The organism is Bilifractor sp. HCP3S3_D3 (assembly GCF_052063915.1).
Lineage (GTDB): Bacteria > Bacillota > Clostridia > Lachnospirales > Lachnospiraceae > Bilifractor.
This window is the reverse complement of sequence record NZ_JBQHWP010000002.1, coordinates 50,974-66,601: the sequence shown is the minus strand read 5'-3', so window position 1 is coordinate 66,601 and position 15,628 is coordinate 50,974. Positions and strand designations below refer to the sequence as shown.

Here is a 15,628-nt window from a genome sequence, read left to right as displayed (position 1 = left end):
ACGGCAGCCTGAATGAACAGATGGATGGACAGCAGATATGTTTGACAATGCAGAGACAAGGGAACGAGTCATCCTGGTTGCCGTCAACACCGGCGATGAGACAGAGACCCGTGATTCCCTGAACGAACTTAAGGCACTTGCAGAGACGGCGGGCGTCGAAACGGTGACTATGGTTCTCCAGAACCGGGAAAACCCGGATCCCGGGACCTACATCGGGAAGGGAAAAATCGAGGAAATCGCCGGCATGCTGGAAATGCTTCAGGCAGACGCCATTATTACAGACGACGAGCTTTCCCCAGCACAGATGAACAACCTGGCAGAGGAATTAAACTGCAGAGTATACGACCGCACAATGCTCATTCTGGACATTTTTGCCCAAAGAGCCCGGACAAGCGAAGGCAAAATTCAGGTCGAGCTGGCACAGCTCCGCTACCGTCAGCAGCATCTGGTAGGAATGCGTTCCTACCTTTCCCGCCTTGGCGGCGGTATCGGAACCCGTGGACCCGGCGAAAAGAAGTTGGAAATCGACCGACGTCTGATCGCGGAGCGAATCAGTGCCCTTAGGGCAGAACTGAAGAAGGTCGAGGAGCATCGGGACGTGCTCCGGCAGGGAAGAAAAAAGGCCAATATCAAGACTGCGGCGATTGTCGGCTATACCAACGCAGGAAAATCCACCCTGCTCAATACCCTCACGAATGCAGGTGTACTGGAAGAAGACGCGCTGTTTGCGACTCTCGACCCCACAACAAGACTCCTGAGCCTGCCCGAGGGCGGACAGATTCTCCTGACGGATACGGTAGGATTTATCCGAAAGCTCCCGCATACCCTTATTGACGCCTTCCACAGCACATTGGAGGAAGCCGCCCTTGCCGACTACATCATCCATGTGGCAGATGCTTCCAGTCCGCATCTGGAACAGCAGATGCAGGTCGTCTACCAGACCCTGCATGAGCTGGACGCGGACCGGAAAAAGATCATCACCCTCTTCAACAAGCAGGACATGGTCTCTCCCGGCGTCCACATGCATGATCACCACGCCGATTATGTCATACCGGTCTCCGCCAAGTTCGGGGACGGACTGGATTCCCTCAGACAGATTCTGGAAAAAATCATCCGGGAGGACCAGATTCACATAGAGAGAACTTTTTCTTACGGTGACGCCGGAAAAATTGCGCTGATCCGTCAGTCCGGAACACTTCTGGAAGAAAAATATCTTCCAGAGGGGATCCGCATCGAAGCATATGTTCCGCAGGAAATCTACGGAAAACTATAACAGTATTTCATCCAAAGGAGGCTCTGACATGAGCAGAGAAATGATACAGGACATTTTCAAGAAAACCGGAGCGCAGGCTCTTTTCATCACGGATCCTCACAATATGATGTATATATCCGGATTCCGCGGGGGCGAGGGTATGGTCTACATATCTCCGAAACAGCAGGTGGTGATCACCGATTCCAGATATACTGAAGCGGCAGGAAAGGAGAGCAGCTTCACCATCATCGAGGAGAACCGCACACACAAGAGAACCCAGATTCTGCGTGAGCTGCTGGCGGTTGATGGTGCTGAAATTGTCGGGTACGAAGATAAATTCATGCGCTGCTATGAATTCAGCCGTCTCACGAACGCTCTCCCGGAAATTCAGCAGTGGCTTCCGCTCGATGAAAGCATCGATCTGATCCGGCAGATCAAAACTCCCGAGGAGCTCCGTCTGATTGCCCGCGCAGAATCCATCGGAGACGCAGCCTTTACCGAAATTCTGAAGTTCCTGAAGCCCGGTGTCACCGAACTGGAAACCGCGGCAGAGCTGGAGTATCAGATGAAGCGTCACGGCGCACAGGGCTTCTCCTTCAATACCATCACGGCATCCGGAATCAACTCCTCCATGCCGCATGCAGTTCCTTCCTCGAAGAAGATCGAAAGCGGAGATTTTGTAACCATGGACTTCGGCTGCACCTACGAAGGTTACTGCTCAGACATGACACGTACCGTTGTTGTCGGAAAGGCAAATGAAAAGCAGAAGGAAATCTATACAACGGTTCTTGAGGCGCAGAACGCCGCCCTCAACGGAATCCACGCAGGACTTACCGGACAGCAGTGTGACGAGCTTGCCAGAAGCGTGATCCGGAATGCCGGTTACGGAGACAACTTCGGACACGGACTGGGGCACGGCGTCGGCCTCTACATCCACGAGGAACCCCGCTTTTCTCCGCTTGACAGCTCCATCATCCAGGAGAACATGGTGATTTCCGTGGAGCCCGGCATCTATGTTCCGGGATTCGGCGGCGTGCGGATTGAAGATCTGGTTGTCATCAAAAAGGACGGCATTGACGATCTCTCGCATTCCCCGAGAGAACTGATTGAGCTCTGATATCGTGAAGACGTGCCGCAGGTGTCAGTGTCACAAATGCCGGAAAGGCTGTCAGGTGCTTATACGGAAAGGCGCCATGCACTTATACGGAAAGGCTTGACAATTCTCTTTCTGCTACGTAATATAAAAAGTGACTCTTGAAAACTATATATAGTGGTCAGAAATGACGCAGGCGGCACATCATGTTATCCATACGCTCCCCGGCTATCCTCCGGAATCCCGCGGATTCATGTCGTGTCAAGGAATCACAGGAGGAAGCTATTGATGCAGAAGATCAATCTGTCAGACGAATTGAAAAGCAACGCCTACCCCGGCCGTGGAATTGTAATCGGACGTTCAGCCAACGGAAGATATGCAGCCACGGCTTATTTTATCATGGGCAGAAGCGCAAACAGCCGCAACCGAGTATTTGTCAAAGAGGAGGACGGCATCCGTACTCAGGCATTTGATCCTTCCAAAATGGAGGATCCGAGTCTGATCATCTATGCGCCGGTCCGCGTGCTCGACAAAGCACACACCATTGTTACCAACGGTGACCAGACCGACACCATTTTCGACGGCATGAAAAAGGGACTTACCTTCGAGCAGAGCCTTCGTTCCCGTGAATTTGAGCCTGACGGGCCGAACTACACCCCGCGGATCTCAGGACTTCTGACCGTGGAGAACGGTGTCTTTGGCTACACGATGTCTATTCTGAAAAGTGACAGCGGAAATCCGGACCAATGTCTGCGATATACCTTCGATTATCCGAATGCGCCGGCAGGAGAAGGCCACTTTATTTCCACCTATATAACGGACGGTAATCCGCTTCCAAGCTTTGAGGGCGAGCCGAAGCCTGTCGATGTCCCGGACGATATCGATGCCTGGACCAGCATGATCTGGAGCAGCCTGAACGAGGATAATAAGGTATCTCTCTTCGTGCGCTACATTGACATTCAGAGCGGAAGCTTCGAGACCCGGATTGTAAACAAAAATCAGTAACCGTGTACGTTCTTTAGAAAACACACAGGAGCACCGCATATGCGGCCGGTACAGAAGGCCGCATACATGTTTCCGCAGGAATTGATGTTTTCCGAAACATATTCACGATCTTCAAATATTAATACGAGGTGAAGCAGATGAAAGAATTACAGTTAAAATACGGATGCAACCCGAATCAGAAGCCTTCCCGCATCTATATGGAGGACGGCAGCGAGCTCCCGATCAAGGTAATTTCCGGCAGACCCGGATACATTAACTTCATGGATGCCTTCAACGGCTACCAGCTCGTTCGTGATCTGAAGAAGAACACCGGTCTTCCGGCAGCAGCCTCCTTCAAGCATGTATCTCCTGCCGGCGCCGCGGTAGGCCTCCCGCTTTCCGACACGCTGAAGAAGATCTATTTTGTCGATGATATGCCGGAGCTTTCTCCGCTTGCCTGTGCCTATGTCCGCGCAAGGGGGGCAGACCGCATGTCATCCTTTGGCGATTTCATTTCCCTGTCGGATGTCTGCGACGCAAGCACTGCTTCTGTTATCAAGCGTGAAGTTTCCGACGGCGTCATCGCCCCGGGCTACACCGACGAAGCACTTGAGATTCTTCATCAGAAGAAGAAGGGGAATTATGTTGTCATTCAGATCGATCCTGAATACGTGCCGGCGCCCCTGGAGAAACGCCAGATCTTCGGTGTCACCTTTGAGCAGGGCCGTCAGGAGCTGGATATCAACGATGAACTTCTCTCGAACATCGTGACAAAGAACAAGGATCTTCCGGAATCCGCACTTCGCGATCTGAAGATTTCGCTGATTACGCTGAAATACACACAGTCCAATTCCGTATGCTTCGTAAAGGACGGACAGGCTATTGGTGTCGGTGCCGGACAGCAGTCCCGTGTGCACTGCGTCCGTCTGGCCGGACAGAAGGCAGACAACTGGTGGAAACGGCAGAGTCCGCAGGTTCTCAGCCTCCCGTTCAAGGATAACATCCGCCGGGCAGACCGGGACAATGCCATCGACGTCTATATCGGTGACGAATACATGGACGTACTTCGGGATGGTGAGTGGCAGAAGGTATTCACAGAAAAGCCGCCGGTATTCACCGCAGAAGAGAAGAGAGCATGGCTTGACAAAATGGAGGGCGTAACCCTCGGTTCGGACGCCTTCTTCCCGTTCTCCGACAACATCGAGAGAGCGAAAAAATCCGGCGTTCAGTACATCGCCGAGCCCGGCGGTTCCATCCGCGACGACGCTGTCATCGAGTGCTGCGACAAGTACAATATGGTGATGGCATTCACCGGAATCCGCCTCTTCCATCACTGATATCCGGGGCTGTTTCCGGAATCTCTGAAAAACGTCTCCCGGAGCTTCTGCATAGTTCCGGGAGACGTTCTATATTTACGTGAACAGTGAGCCTCAGCCGAATGCGAAGTATTCGTGTGCGGCGAGCGTCGCGATAGCGAGATAAAACTCGCGCAGCGTGTTTTATCTCGTTACCCCGTAATTCCGGGAGTCTGTCGTGCAGAAAACTGGATTTCTTTGAAACAGGATTTATTCAGGGAAGGACATGCACATGCGTTATTCAGAATTTAAAATGGAACGGGAAAATCTTGTCCGGGTTGGAGATGATGTAACCATCACTGAGAGTCAGCTTCCATCCTCGTATTACTACACAATCATCCCTGCGATCGCGATGAGCAGAAACTATGCTCCCTATGAGCGGATTCATTCCAGAAGCGGAAGAGTCGTTGACATCCGCGATACCCCGCGCGGCTTCTACGTCGTGACCGCCTTCGATGAGGAGGGCATCGAAGGCGAGACCGAGGAGGACTTTCAGAAGATGCTCGCGAGAGACAGAGAAGATAGCAAATCGACAGCCGGTGTACCGGCCAAACAGGCAGACGGCAAGACAGGAGAAGTCTCATGAGTGCAGAAAAATCCGGCCATTCTGTAAATCCTCGGAAGGAAATGCAGACCGGACGACAGCAGCCCCAGACCAGGCGCCACCATCCCCAGACCGGAAAACAGAAGCCGCAGACCAGACGGCAGCAGCCGCAGATGCAAGTGCATCCGATCCCGCCATTTTTTGACGAAGAATCCACTGTGCTGGTCCTCGGAAGTTTTCCGTCCGTGAAATCCCGCGAGGCTGGATTTTTCTATGGTCATCCCAGGAATCGCTACTGGATGGTTGTTGCCGCCATCTTCGGCTCAGAGCCCCTGACAACCATAGAAGAGAAAAAGGTCTTTCTCCGGAAAAATCACATTGCCATGTGGGACACAATTCAATCCTGCACGATTACCGGGTCCAGCGACAGCAGTATTCGTGATGTTGTCCCGAATGATCTCGACCGCATCCTGAAGGCTGCACCAATCCGCAGAATCTTCTGCAACGGGACCGCCTCCTATAACCTGTATATGAAATACATCTACCCGAAGACGGGAAGAGAAGCTTTGAAAATGCCTTCAACCAGCCCGGCAAATGCCGCGTGGTCGTTACCCCGGCTGATTGACGCATGGCAGATTCTGAAGGATGTATGACCTGATTATTAGCTGATCATTATACAAAAACATAACGATACGGACACAGCCGGATGCCGCACAGACCAGGAACAACCGGGGGCGCGGATTACCTGTATCCCCTCTATACGACAGCAGCGATGTTAAGCAAATAAAAGAATACCACGGCTTTAGTCATCAGATTGTGTCCAGGAAAGGAACCAGACAATGAAAGAGTATGAGACCGTTTGGGAAATATTTAATAAATGCCCGAACAACCAGATGAGGGATGTTTTCATCGATGAAGTGCGGACCGACGACCCGGAGGAATTCATACGCAACAAATTTAAGGATAAGGTCTTTACCTATGAGAAAACCGTACAGGAAGACGGTACCATCATCTTTGACATCGTCACCTCCGGCATACGGCAGCGCTACAGCTTTACGGAAATCTGAAAAACCGGAAGCGCAGCCGAAATATACGGCGCGGAGCAATCCGTAACCTGTGTGCTTTGTCGTTCGCGTATCATGGTATATAATAGCTGCATCGGAGTCCCGATAGTAACCGAAACAATATAAAAAAAGGAGATTAGTATGGCAGAAGAAAACGTAAAATCCACAGAATCCGCCCGGCCCTCCGGGGATGAGCAGAAGCCGGATTTCCACATTGAGGAAAACGCATTTTCCAACATCGACCACATCATCGGCGTAGTCAGTGGGAAGGGCGGTGTCGGGAAATCTATGGTGACCGCATCCCTCGCAAACGCGATGACGCTGCAGGGATTCAGCACAGGCATTCTCGACGCAGACATCACCGGCCCTTCCATCCCGAAAATGTACGGAATCAAGGGAAGTGCCGAATCAGACGGCAACGGCATCTATCCGAAGATGGCCGCGAACGGCATCGAAATCATGTCCACAAACCTTCTTCTCCCCAATGAGGAGGATCCGGTGATCTGGAGAGGTCCGGTCATTGCGGGAGTTGTAAAACAATTCTATACCGATGTGATCTGGGGCCAGCTCGACTACCTGTTCGTGGATATGCCTCCGGGGACCGGCGATGTGCCGCTCACCGTATTCCAGTCACTTCCCGTTGACGGCGTCATCATCGTGACCTCTCCCCAGGATCTCGTGCGCATGATTGTCACAAAGGCATACAACATGGCCAAAATGATGAACATACCGGTTCTGGGCATCGTCGAGAACTACAGCTATATGAACTGCCCGCACTGCGGAGAAAAGATCTACCCGTTCGGCGAAAGCCACATTGATGAGATCGCGAAGGAGCTCGGCGTACCGGTTCTCGGAAAGATACCGATGAACCCGGAATACGCAAAGGCATCAGACGCAGGCGATTTTGCCGCTGTGAACAATACCAGCATCGATGAAGCTGCCGTTGCTCTGCGCAGCGCAGGGAAGAAGGCCTGAGCGTTTCAGAGCGTACCTTAAACGATAAATAATGAAACCCGTCTTTGAACAGAATTGCTGAAGTTTGTGAATGGAATCCACGGCAGATGAAACAGAAAAGCAGGGAAAACAGCACAACCGAACAGAAAGAGAAAACCGTCCCGGAGAAAAAAGTTCTTCGGATCTCCGTGCGTAATCTCGTGGAATTCCTTCTTCGAAGCGGAGACCTTCAAGGTGCACGAGAGGGCTTTGCTGACCGCGAAGCCATGCAGGAGGGAAGCAGGATTCACCGCAGACTGCAGAAGCAGCGCCGGAGCGGTTATCAGGCGGAGGTCCCCCTGTCCTATCAGAGGGAGTACGAAAAATTCACCCTCATCGTGGAGGGCCGCGCGGATGGTATCTATCACGGTTCCGGATGGGCAGATTTCCAGGGAGCTGAGTTCTGCGGCAGAGAAAGCGACGCGTCAATCCTGACATCCGGGGCAGTGCAAAATGACAGCCCTTCGTCTGCCGCAGCGCAGGACCTTGCGACCCAGGCCGAGACAGGACAGGGAGGATCTGCGCAAGCGGCTGCTCGCCGGTACAGGCGCAAGCCCAGGACAGGCGCAAAACCGATCACTATCGTTGAGGAAATCAAGGGAATCTCGCAGGATCCCGCACATCTGACCCAGCCTGTGCCGGTACATCTGGCACAGGCAAAATGCTATGCCTTCCTGTATGCGCTTCATCACCCGGAATTATTTCCAGAGTCCCGCGATCTCTCCGCCCAGCCTGTTCTCTACGTGTGCATGTCTTATGTCCGGCTGGAAACGGACAAACTCCGTCAGTTTCTTTTTGCATACACCATCCAGGATCTTGCAGACTGGTTTCAGGATCTTCTCTCACGATATTACAGATGGGCAGATTTTCAGGTCTCATGGGAAAGTGAACGAAATGGTTCCATCCACGGTCTGGAATTTCCCTACACATACCGCCCTGGCCAACGTGAGCTTGCTGTAGATATCTACCGCACCATTCTCCGAAAAAAAGAGCTCTTTGTTCAGGCACCGACCGGAATCGGTAAGACCATATCCTCGGTTTTTCCCGCGGTCCATGCACTGGGAGAACATCTTGCCGACAAAATCTTCTATCTGACAGCCAAGACCATCACCCGGACTGTCGCAGAAGATGCATTTTCGCAGCTGAAGGCCGGTGGTCTCCGCATCAAATCCCTGACTCTTACGGCGAAGGAAAAAATCTGTGTCCTTGACGAGCCGGACTGCAGACCCGAGATCTGTCCCCGCGCAAGAGGGCACTTTGACCGCGTCAATGACGCGATTTTTGAGATGCTGACCAGGGAAACGGAATACAGGCGCTCCGACATAGAGAGGCAGGCAGAAAAATGGTCAGTCTGCCCCCACGAATTTCAGCTGGACCTGGCACTTTTTGCAGATGCTGTGATCTGTGATTACAACTACGTCTTCGACCCGAACGCCAGACTGAAACGCTTCTTCGGCGACGGGAGCCGGAAAGGCGAATATCTGTTTCTGATTGATGAAGCTCACAACCTGGTAGAACGCGGAAGAGAAATGTTCAGCGCCGGTCTTTTTCTGAGCGATTTCCGGGGAATGCGAAAGAAATTGAAGGATTTCGCGGATACCCTTCCCTCTATGCCCGCCGGGAAGGGCGTCTCCGAGGATCTCCCGTTAAAGCTGAAGCAGTCTGTCCGCAGCCTGTCCTCCTGTATCAGAACACTTCTCAAATATCAAAAATCCTGTGAAAATCTCGAGATTCTCTCCCTTCCGGGGGATTTTCTCAATCAGCTGATAAATCTGACCGGAAAACTCGAGGATCTCCTCGAGGATCTTCGCGAGGACGGCCCAAGAAAGGATACTCTGGAGTTTTATTTTCAGATATACGCCTTTCTCAATATCGCGGATCTGACAGACGAAAATTATCTGATCTATGACGAGGTCACTGCCCCGAAGGATCTGCATCTGAAGCTCCTGTGCGTGAATCCGGCTTCGAACCTGCAGCGCTGCCTGGACAGAGGCCGCTCAGCCGTCTTTTTTTCTGCGACGATGATCCCGGTCAATTATTACCGAAATCTTCTGACCACCAGGGATGACACCTATGCCGTATACATACCTTCTCCTTTTGACCGCCGAAAGCGCCTGATCCTCGCAGGGTCCGATGTCAGCAGCCGGTACCGGCGAAGAGGTCACGATGAGTATGTACGCATCGCCTCCTACATTCGGATCATCACCGAGAAAAAAGCCGGCAATTATATGATCTTTTTCCCTTCCTATCAGATGATGACCGAAGTTCGTGAGATCTATATGACATCATTTGCAGATATCGGAGATGAACCTGCTTCGTGCGCAGGTGGCGAAGGGGACAGAAATAATTCCGGCACGGACGGAACCGGCGTCTCCTGCGTCAGCCAGACCCCGCAGATGTCCGAACAGGAGCGCGAGGAGTTTCTGATAAAATTCGCGGAGCAGCGGAGCGGAACGCTGCTCGGGTTCTGCGTTTTGGGTGGAATCTTCTCTGAGGGAATCGACCTCACGGGAGAGCAGCTGATCGGCGCGATAATTGTAGGAACCGGTCTTCCTCAGATCGGGACAGAGAGAGAGCTGCTCCGGCAATACTACGACCGGAAGCGTGACGGCACGCAGAGGGAAGCCGGCTTTGATATTGCTTACCGTTATCCCGGAATGAACAAGGTTCTCCAGGCCGCCGGGCGCGTCATCCGGACCACCCGTGACTGCGGAATCATCGCGCTTCTCGATGACCGGTTTCTGACGGAAGAGTACCGCAGGCTTTTTCCGCGCGAATGGAGCGATGTACAGAGAGTCACCCTCAGGACCGCGGGAGAAAAGGTTGAAACCTTCTGGCGCTCTCTGGATATGCGCTGATCATCTGCGTTTCTCCCGCGCAGGAAAAACCATGATCCCGGACTATTTTCCGCTGTGCGGGAACAGCAGGGCACCCGGTCGAAGACATGCGCTTTCCTGACGGGTATATATTGAAAAATCCGGAATGATTGTGTTATCATAGGCTTGTTCTTCTGCGCCTTGAATTGCAGCGGAACCGATATCCGTTTCAGAATTTAATAAGGGAGTGTGAAAAAATTGGGTAAAAAGGGACGTTTCGTATTATTTGTAATCAGCCTTCTGCTCACAATCGGCGTAGCCGGTTACATCGGATTCCGGATCGTACGGGTCCAGCAGGAGGCCTCCACGTATCGCGCATCACAGGCAGATGCCTCGGCAGAAGCCGTGAAATCAGATTCCTCTGTGGCTCCGGCCGAATCGGTCAGAGAATCCTCCGTATCGTCATCCAGCACCGGATCTAGTGTCGTCGCGAAAGCAACCGCGACGCCGACACCGACGCCTGCGGCAAAGACCATGATCAGTATCCGCGGAGATATTCTGGATGAAGACGGTTCTACAGATACCAGCTATCCGGATTATCTGTCACAGCTGCTTGAGAAGAACGGTTACACCAATTACACGGTAGAAAACAACACCTGGGACAACTCCGGAACCCTTTCACAGATGGCACTTGCCGGCGTAAGCGACAATGACATCAATACCTACATCACCGCGCATCAGAACAACGCGAACGGAGCAGAACTGGACGCGACCGAATACATCGTGCGCGATGATCTCAGCCAGTATAAGAAGGACCGCGATGATCTTGACGCCATTCCGGTGATCTGCATGGGCTATTACGGCGGATGGAACAATGATCCGAACGAGCTTGCCGAGCAGATTCAGAAGATCCTTGATACGTACACACAGAAAAACGACTACGTCGTTGTCGGCATGTATCCGTACAACGAAGTCGACACTGCCTCCTACGATCAGGCCATGACGGACGCTTTCGGCGATCATTACCTCGCGCTGACCTCAGACATTCTCGATCAGCCGGCCTTTGATGACGCCGGTCACCAGGAGATCGCGCAGGCAATTTACGACAAGCTGAACAGTCTCGGCTACCTGAAGGCACAGACCTCCGCAGAAAGCGCTGACAGCAACGCGGTCTCATCTGCCTCCGAGGCACAGTAACAGAATACCCATCGCCTGTGTTACCGATGACAGCCGGTTTCAAAGGTCCGGCATTCATACATGCTGCATGGACAGGAAACCGTCATGCCCCGCAGGAGTGGCGCCATTTTTCGAAGGATTCCGGTTTTGAAGAATGGTTTTGGAAAATTGGTTTTGAAGAATCCTGCAAATAAATATTGACATCGCCTCATGATCATGGTATGGTAGTGAAGTTGAAAAGAAAGAAGAGCTTCCACTCTCACCTGATCACGGAGGCGTGTCTCAGGTTTATATCGTACGAGAAAGCAGGATTGTGAGCAGTCCGATGTTTTTCTCAGCGTATAGAGTGGATAGCCGTCTGGTTATTCACTTTTTTCTTTTCCGGAGTTGAACGGTAGGATCTCATGAAGGAGGGTAAGGAAATTAATAACGAAGCGATGATCAACGAGCAGATCCGCGACCGCGAGGTTCGTCTGATCGGTGAAAACGGGGAGCAGTTAGGCATCATGTCCTCTAGAGAGGCTTTTCAGAAAGCTCAGGACGCAGGACTGGATCTGGTAAAGGTAGCCCCAATGGCAAAGCCGCCGGTATGTAAGATTGTAGATTACGGCAAATACCGTTATGAGCAGGCACGCCGCGAGAAGGAAGCCCGCAAAAAACAGCATATTGTAGATATCAAGGAGATTCGTATGTCCCCGAATATCGACGCAAACGATCTGAACACCAAGGTTGGTGCAGCCCGCAAGTTCCTTACAAAAGGCGACAAGGTAAAGGTCACCATCCGTTTCAGAGGCCGTGAGATGGCTCACATGAACGCAAGCAGGCCTGTTCTGGACAACTTTGCGAAACAGGTGGAGGATATTGCTGTTCTCGAGAAGCCGGCCAAGATCGAAGGCCGCAACATGAGCATCGTGCTGGGACAGAAAAGGAAATAACACACAAGGAGGATTTTAGAAATGCCAAAGATGAAAACACGCCGTGCAGCAGCAAAACGTTTTGAAGTTACAGGAACCGGAAAGATTGTAAGACATAAGGCTTACAAGAGCCACATCCTGACCAAGAAGACCACAAAGAGAAAAAGAAATCTGAGAAAAGCAGCCGTTCTGGATGCGACAAACGTTCGTCAGATGAAGAGATGCCTGCCTTACATGTAATGTGGCTTCCATCGCAGAAATTTTCCGAGATCTAAAGTTTCGGAGGGCAGACGAGAGGCAGACAGTACATTCTGCCGATATACGACAGATTCCATCGAATCTGATTCATTTTGGTTCATTTGGTTAAGGAGGATAATCGAAAATGGCAAGAATTAAAGGCGGTTTAAACGCTAAGAAAAAACATAACAGAGTATTAAAGCTGGCTAAGGGCTACAGAGGAGCCAGAAGCAAACAGTATCGTGTCGCAAAGCAGTCCGTTATGCGCGCGCTGACCTCTTCCTACGCGGGACGCAAGCAGAGAAAGCGTCAGTTCCGTCAGCTGTGGATCGCGCGTATCAATGCCGCAGCAAGACTGAACGGACTTTCCTACAGCAAGTTCATGTACGGACTGAAGAAATCAGGCGTAGATCTGAACCGCAAGGTACTGGCTGACATGGCGGTTACCGATAAGGAAGGCTTCACCAAGCTCGCCGAGCTTGCAAAGAGCGCTCAGTAAGCTTCCATGCCCCGCAGACGGGGCGTCGCAATATGTATGAATATGTATGAAGACAGCTGCCAGAGTTGCTTTTCAGCTTTCGCAGCCGTCACATGCCGTCCCGGAGAAGAAGGGACACGGCAATCATATATTATATAGCAGAACCCCGGCTGGTTTCCAGCCGGGGTTCTGCTATATCTGCCAAATAATTCCAGCCACGCTATTCCTGGCACACGACCTGCCTGCTCACCAGTGGGCAAGAACATTTGTGGTGGCGACAGATATGAACGAACATGGTACCGTGGAAATAACGCGAGAACGAGAACACGGCTAAAAACCAGGGAAATTTTCTCAGCGCTCAGGCATCCATATCCGGCGCACATTTTCGATCCGGCTGCCCATTCCAGTAAGAAGCTTATCTGCAATCGTAATGGCTGTCATCGCTTCGACAACCACAACCGCTCTCGGTGCCACAATCGGATCATGTCTGCCGTGTATCTCAATCTCAACCTTTTTCCCGTCCCGGCTGACTGTTTGCTGCGGTCTTGCGATAGAAGGAGTTGGCTTGCTCGCGCACCGGATCACAATATCCGATCCGTCGCTGATGCCTCCCAGGATTCCGCCGGCATGATTGGTCTGTTTCGTGATTCTGCCGTTCTCATCGATGGTAAAGTCATCATTGTTCTCCGCACCGGTTGCCTCTACAACACCAAAGCCGTCGCCGATTTCCACTCCCTTTATCGTTCCGATCGACATGATTGCCTTCGCCAGATCCGCATCCAGCTTGTCAAAGACCGGTTCCCCGACTCCCGCCGGCATTCCCTTCACAACGCATTCTATCATCGCGCCGGACGAATTCTTCTCCGACATACATTTTTCCAGGTATGCGGACGCCATTGCGGCCGCGGAAGCATCCGGCATATACAGCTTGTTGTTCATAATCTCCTTCTCATCAAAACTCCGGATCGGTATCGGCCCGATTTGTCTGACATAGGTAGTGATCGTGATTCCCAGCTGTTTGAGCAGAAGAGAAGCGATTGCTCCCGCGGCAACCCTTCCGATGGTTTCCCGGCCTGAGGACCGCCCGCCGCCCCTATAGTCCCGTATGCCATACTTACTGTCAAATCCGTAATCCGCATGTCCGGGGCGGTATTTATCCATGATACTGCTGTAATCCCCCGAGTGTTGATCGGTGTTATGTACCATCATCGAAATCGGCGTTCCTGTGGTCATCCCCTCAAAGGTGCCGGATAAAATTTCAATTTTGTCGGATTCCGCACGCTTCGTTGTATACCGGCTCTGGCCGGGTTTCCTCCGGTCCATAAAGGGCTGTATATCCTCCTCTTTAAGAGGAAGCCCCGCCGGACATCCGTCCACGACAACGCCGACTCCCTTGCCGTGCGACTCTCCCCAGGTAGTGACGCGAAAGATTGTTCCAAAAGTTGATCCCGCCATGCTTTTCTCTCCCGATTGGTAAAAACGTGAGGCGGATGGCCGCGAAACAGTCCATCCGCCTCCGATATAAATCACTTTAGCACAGGGGAGCTGTCCTTTCAATCCCCCGCACCTCCTTCACCGCTCCACACACGAACCGGAAACGAACCGCTTTATTCCTTATTGCAGTTCTTTTCCAAGTGCATCTGCAGCCAGGATTGCGTCATAAAGCTGCTCCGCTGTAACATCCGCAACCATGTTGTGAATGGATTCCCCTTCAACGCAAGCCAGCTCTGCAATCTTTCTGACCTGTTCATCCGTAGTTACACCGAGCTCTGCAAGCGTAACCGGAAGCCCCGTCTCACGGCAGAAGTTCTGCACTTCATCGAACTCTTCACGGGGAGCGCCCTCAAGCTGCAGCTGAACCAGAGTACCGAATGCAACACATAATCCATGCTGCGCCGGATGATTCTCGAGACCTGTGTACCCATTGTAGAAGGAATGCGCAGCTGCCAGCCCGGCATTGTCCGCACCAACTCCTGAGAGATAGGTATTTGCCTCAATGATCGCATCCAGTGCGGGTGTTACCACATGATTCTCACACGCGCGAATTGCTGCTGCGCTGTAGTCACGCAGTGTCTTGTAGCAAAGCTCACAGAGCGCCATGGCAGAACGGGTAATTCCACCATTTTCAAGGCTCGGCGCATCGGTACGAACGCAGGCTCTTCCCTCGAAATATGTACCGAGCGCATCACCAATGCCCGCAATCAGAAAACGGGTCGGCGCGTTTGCGATAACCGCACTGTCGACAATTACGGCATCCGGGTTTTTCGGATAGAAGAGATAGCTGTTAAACGAATGATCATCGTTGTAAATAACAGAAAGTCCTGTGCAGGGAGCATCTGTCGCGCAGACAGTGGGGCAGGAGACGTCATGGATCTTCTCATAATATGCGGTTGCCTTGGCGGTATCAATTGCCGATCCTCCGCCTACACCGACTACCGTATCGATGCCTTCCTCACGGACAATCTTCCGCATCTTTTCAATCTCACCGATACTGGAGATACCGCTGAATACTTCATAATGACGGACGTTATCTGTTCCCTCAAAACTCTTCTCGATTTTATCATGACAATTCTTATATCCGCTGTGTGAACAGATAAAAAGCCATTTTGATCCGAGATCCTGCAGCTGATCATAGAAATGAAGCAGCGAATCCTTTCCCTGAACATACTTTAGCGGTGCTCTCATTAAACGTAATCTAGCCATAGTATCCTCCTTTATGGAA

At 51.9% G+C, this 15,628-nt stretch carries 15 protein-coding genes; 13 read left to right on the top strand and 2 right to left on the bottom strand.

Annotated features, from left to right (window positions below; translation table 11 throughout):
* The first annotated feature begins 37 nt into the window (after positions 1-37).
* From hflX to rplT, 13 genes are all read left to right on the top strand, one after another.
* The gene (gene hflX, locus ACTNDI_RS01475) at positions 38-1,273 is read left to right on the top strand and encodes a GTPase HflX (protein ID WP_441098990.1); all 1,236 of its coding nucleotides are present in this window, start codon (positions 38-40) and stop codon (positions 1,271-1,273) included.
* A gap of 28 nt (positions 1,274-1,301) precedes the next feature.
* Positions 1,302-2,369: a M24 family metallopeptidase gene (locus tag ACTNDI_RS01470; protein ID WP_441098989.1), complete on the top strand. Its 1,068-nt coding sequence runs from the start codon at positions 1,302-1,304 to the stop codon at positions 2,367-2,369.
* Positions 2,370-2,633: 264 nt separating this feature from the next.
* The gene (locus ACTNDI_RS01465; RefSeq protein ID WP_441098988.1) at positions 2,634-3,350 is read left to right on the top strand and encodes an IMP cyclohydrolase; all 717 of its coding nucleotides are present in this window, start codon (positions 2,634-2,636) and stop codon (positions 3,348-3,350) included.
* A 137-nt stretch (positions 3,351-3,487) separates the two neighbouring features.
* Entirely contained in the window at positions 3,488-4,666 is a 1,179-nt protein-coding gene (locus tag ACTNDI_RS01460) for a phosphoribosylaminoimidazolecarboxamide formyltransferase (RefSeq protein WP_441098987.1), read from the top strand.
* Positions 4,667-4,916: 250 nt separating this feature from the next.
* A complete protein-coding gene (locus ACTNDI_RS01455) occupies positions 4,917-5,270 on the top strand; it encodes a hypothetical protein (RefSeq protein WP_441098986.1) in 354 nt (117 codons plus the stop codon).
* A 131-nt stretch (positions 5,271-5,401) separates the two neighbouring features.
* Positions 5,402-5,881 carry a DNA-deoxyinosine glycosylase gene (locus tag ACTNDI_RS01450; protein ID WP_441099143.1) on the top strand — a complete coding sequence of 160 codons (480 nt, stop codon included), beginning with the start codon at positions 5,402-5,404 and terminating at the stop codon, positions 5,879-5,881.
* 186 nt (positions 5,882-6,067) lie between these two features.
* The gene (locus tag ACTNDI_RS01445) at positions 6,068-6,295 is read left to right on the top strand and encodes a hypothetical protein (RefSeq protein WP_441098985.1); all 228 of its coding nucleotides are present in this window, start codon (positions 6,068-6,070) and stop codon (positions 6,293-6,295) included.
* A 138-nt stretch (positions 6,296-6,433) separates the two neighbouring features.
* Positions 6,434-7,267 (top strand): P-loop NTPase, encoded by an 834-nt coding sequence (locus ACTNDI_RS01440; protein ID WP_441098984.1) that lies wholly within the window; start codon positions 6,434-6,436, stop codon positions 7,265-7,267.
* An 86-nt stretch (positions 7,268-7,353) separates the two neighbouring features.
* Entirely contained in the window at positions 7,354-10,143 is a 2,790-nt protein-coding gene (locus ACTNDI_RS01435; RefSeq protein ID WP_441098983.1) for an ATP-dependent DNA helicase, read from the top strand.
* A 216-nt stretch (positions 10,144-10,359) separates the two neighbouring features.
* Positions 10,360-11,298, top strand: a complete 939-nt coding sequence (locus ACTNDI_RS01430) for a hypothetical protein (RefSeq protein WP_441098982.1) — start codon at positions 10,360-10,362, stop codon at positions 11,296-11,298.
* A 416-nt stretch (positions 11,299-11,714) separates the two neighbouring features.
* Positions 11,715-12,212, top strand: coding sequence for a translation initiation factor IF-3 (gene infC, locus ACTNDI_RS01425; RefSeq protein WP_441099142.1), 498 nt, complete (start codon positions 11,715-11,717; stop codon positions 12,210-12,212).
* 21 nt (positions 12,213-12,233) lie between these two features.
* On the top strand, positions 12,234-12,431 hold the full coding sequence (gene rpmI / locus ACTNDI_RS01420; RefSeq protein WP_441098981.1) for a 50S ribosomal protein L35: 198 nt from the start codon (positions 12,234-12,236) through the stop codon (positions 12,429-12,431).
* Positions 12,432-12,573: 142 nt separating this feature from the next.
* A complete protein-coding gene (gene rplT, locus ACTNDI_RS01415; RefSeq protein ID WP_441098980.1) occupies positions 12,574-12,927 on the top strand; it encodes a 50S ribosomal protein L20 in 354 nt (117 codons plus the stop codon).
* Positions 12,928-13,257: 330 nt separating this feature from the next.
* On the opposite strand, the gene aroC is transcribed toward rplT, so the two are convergent.
* Positions 13,258-14,361: a chorismate synthase gene (aroC, locus tag ACTNDI_RS01410; RefSeq protein WP_441098979.1), complete on the bottom strand. Its 1,104-nt coding sequence runs from the start codon at positions 14,359-14,361 to the stop codon at positions 13,258-13,260.
* 159 nt (positions 14,362-14,520) lie between these two features.
* Positions 14,521-15,609: a glycerol dehydrogenase gene (locus ACTNDI_RS01405; protein ID WP_441098978.1), complete on the bottom strand. Its 1,089-nt coding sequence runs from the start codon at positions 15,607-15,609 to the stop codon at positions 14,521-14,523.
* Between the last annotated feature and the right edge of the window lie 19 nt (positions 15,610-15,628).

Bases quoted from the DNA above. Each gene is read 5' to 3' on its own strand.
- hflX (WP_441098990.1), top strand. From the start codon at position 38: ATGTTTGACAATGCAGAGACAAGGGAACGAGTCATCCTGGTTGCCGTC.
- ACTNDI_RS01470 (WP_441098989.1), top strand. From the start codon at position 1,302: ATGAGCAGAGAAATGATACAGGACATTTTCAAGAAAACCGGAGCGCAG.
- ACTNDI_RS01465 (WP_441098988.1), top strand. From the start codon at position 2,634: ATGCAGAAGATCAATCTGTCAGACGAATTGAAAAGCAACGCCTACCCC.
- ACTNDI_RS01460 (WP_441098987.1), top strand. From the start codon at position 3,488: ATGAAAGAATTACAGTTAAAATACGGATGCAACCCGAATCAGAAGCCT.
- ACTNDI_RS01455 (WP_441098986.1), top strand. From the start codon at position 4,917: ATGCGTTATTCAGAATTTAAAATGGAACGGGAAAATCTTGTCCGGGTT.
- ACTNDI_RS01450 (WP_441099143.1), top strand. From the start codon at position 5,402: ATGCAAGTGCATCCGATCCCGCCATTTTTTGACGAAGAATCCACTGTG.
- ACTNDI_RS01445 (WP_441098985.1), top strand. From the start codon at position 6,068: ATGAAAGAGTATGAGACCGTTTGGGAAATATTTAATAAATGCCCGAAC.
- ACTNDI_RS01440 (WP_441098984.1), top strand. From the start codon at position 6,434: ATGGCAGAAGAAAACGTAAAATCCACAGAATCCGCCCGGCCCTCCGGG.
- ACTNDI_RS01435 (WP_441098983.1), top strand. From the start codon at position 7,354: ATGAAACAGAAAAGCAGGGAAAACAGCACAACCGAACAGAAAGAGAAA.
- infC (WP_441099142.1), top strand. From the start codon at position 11,715: ATGATCAACGAGCAGATCCGCGACCGCGAGGTTCGTCTGATCGGTGAA.
- rpmI (WP_441098981.1), top strand. From the start codon at position 12,234: ATGCCAAAGATGAAAACACGCCGTGCAGCAGCAAAACGTTTTGAAGTT.
- rplT (WP_441098980.1), top strand. From the start codon at position 12,574: ATGGCAAGAATTAAAGGCGGTTTAAACGCTAAGAAAAAACATAACAGA.
- aroC (WP_441098979.1), bottom strand. From the start codon at position 14,361: ATGGCGGGATCAACTTTTGGAACAATCTTTCGCGTCACTACCTGGGGA.
- ACTNDI_RS01405 (WP_441098978.1), bottom strand. From the start codon at position 15,609: ATGGCTAGATTACGTTTAATGAGAGCACCGCTAAAGTATGTTCAGGGA.